A 1,693-nucleotide genomic window follows, 5' to 3' on the forward strand; every position below is an offset into this window, starting at 1 on the left:
GGACTTCTCCTGGTTCGAGGGGAGGGCCACGGAGGCGCGGCCCTCCTGGCGGTACGCCGCCGCCATGGCCCGGCGCCTCGCGCGGGCGCAGGCCTCGCTCGACATCCAGACCGGCGGCGGCGAAGTACTTGCCTCCGCCGCCACCCTGCCGCCGCTCGCCGTCGCCACGGAGGGCTGGCCCGCGAACGTCGCCAAGGCCACCGCGCTGCTGCACCCGCGAGGCGTGGCGGTCGTCGCCTCTCCGGAGGACGCCCCGCTGCCGTTCGCGGACGGCGCCTTCGATCTCGTCACCAGCCGCCATCCGGTGCGGGCCCGGTTCGACGAGATCGCGCGCGTGCTGCGCCCCGGCGGCACGTACTTCGCGCAGCACGTCGGACCCGCCAGCGTCTTCGAGGTAGTCGAGTACTTCCTCGGGCCCCAGCCGGCGGAGGTCAGGAACGGCCGCCACCCGGACCTGGAGCGCGCCGAGGCCGAGAAGGCGGGGCTCGAGGTCGTGGACCTGCGGGCCGAGCGGCTGCGGATGGAGTTCTTCGACATCGGAGCCGTCGTCCACTTCCTGCGCAAGGTGGTGTGGATGGTCCCCGACTTCAGCGTGGAGAAGTACCGCCCGATCCTGCGCGAGCTGCATGACCGGATCGAGGCCGACGGCCCCTTCGTCGCCCACAGCGCCCGCCACCTCTTCGAACTCCGCAAGCCCGTATAGCCCGTACAGCCCGTACAGCCCGTACAGCCCGTACAGTCTGTACTGTCGGTCCGGTAAGTGGACGCGCGCGTGGAGGAGTTGGTCGTGGTGGAGGAGCGAGCGCCGTACGCCTGTGGGCTCGACGCCGCCGTCGATGTCGTCGGCGGCAAGTGGAAGCCGATGATCCTGTGGGCGCTGTACGCGGGCCGGACGCTCCGCTTCGGCGAGCTGAAGCGGCACATCCCCGGGGTCAGCGAGAAGATGCTGATCCAGCAGCTGCGGGAGCTGGAGTCGGACGGCATCGTGCACCGCGAGGTCTACCGCGAAGTGCCGCCGAAGGTCGAGTACTCCCTCACCGATCTCGGCCAGTCCCTCAACGCGGCCCTGCTTCCCCTGGGGTTGTGGGGCGACACGCACATGGCGCAGATCGTGGCCAGTAAGGCGAGCAGGGCGAGCAAGACGAGTAAGGGGAGTGCGGCGAGTACGGCGGCCAAGGGGAGCACCCCGAGCGCAGGCAGCGCGGCGAGTGCCGTGGCGCGCGCCGTCTGACGGGGCGCCTGACAGGCGATTCCGGCAAAGCCCGCCTACCGCCCACACCCTGACGTAACTCCCGGAATCGAAGCCCTGATTCCGCATCGTTATCAATACTGGCTCGATCTGCCCCTGATCGTCACGTAAGTTCAGACCAAGGCTAATTCGCGTGAGCAAACCTGCGCGTGCGGTGCCGCGCGGTGGAGGGGGCCGCGCGGCACCGCGAGCCGTCATCCCGCGCCGCGTACGACGATCCGCGCGCCCCGGCGTACGCCCCACCTCGCCATCGCCCCGGCCTCCGCCTCGATCACATGCCGGGCCCGCGGCCGCGGCAGCCCGATCCGGCCCGGGCGCATCGTCCGCACGGCCAGCACCCGCAGCTCCCGGTCGAGATACGCCACGTCGACGGCGAACCGCATCCCCACCGTGTGCACGGCGCGCGCCGGCGTCAGCAGCAGCGCCCCCGTCACCCCCGTCACC

At 71.4% G+C, this 1,693-nt stretch carries 3 protein-coding genes; 2 read left to right on the top strand and 1 reads right to left on the bottom strand.

The window, feature by feature from the left end; genetic code table 11:
• Together GKQ77_RS32480 and GKQ77_RS32485 are read left to right on the top strand one after the other, a co-directional pair.
• Positions 1-703, top strand: a 703-nt coding sequence (locus GKQ77_RS32480; RefSeq protein ID WP_219692740.1) for a class I SAM-dependent methyltransferase, incomplete at its 5' end; no start/stop codon positions are given.
• Positions 704-787: 84 nt separating this feature from the next.
• Positions 788-1,231 carry a winged helix-turn-helix transcriptional regulator gene (locus GKQ77_RS32485; protein WP_219692742.1) on the top strand — a complete coding sequence of 148 codons (444 nt, stop codon included), beginning with the start codon at positions 788-790 and terminating at the stop codon, positions 1,229-1,231.
• A gap of 212 nt (positions 1,232-1,443) precedes the next feature.
• Here the strand turns inward: GKQ77_RS32485 and GKQ77_RS32490 are convergent.
• The coding region (locus tag GKQ77_RS32490) for a DUF192 domain-containing protein (RefSeq protein WP_219692741.1) at positions 1,444-1,693 on the bottom strand (250 nt) is incomplete at its 5' end.

Origin of the sequence: Streptomyces anatolicus, from assembly GCF_019400875.1 — a bacterium.
In the GTDB taxonomy this organism is placed as follows: Bacteria; Actinomycetota; Actinomycetes; order Streptomycetales; family Streptomycetaceae; genus Streptomyces; species Streptomyces anatolicus.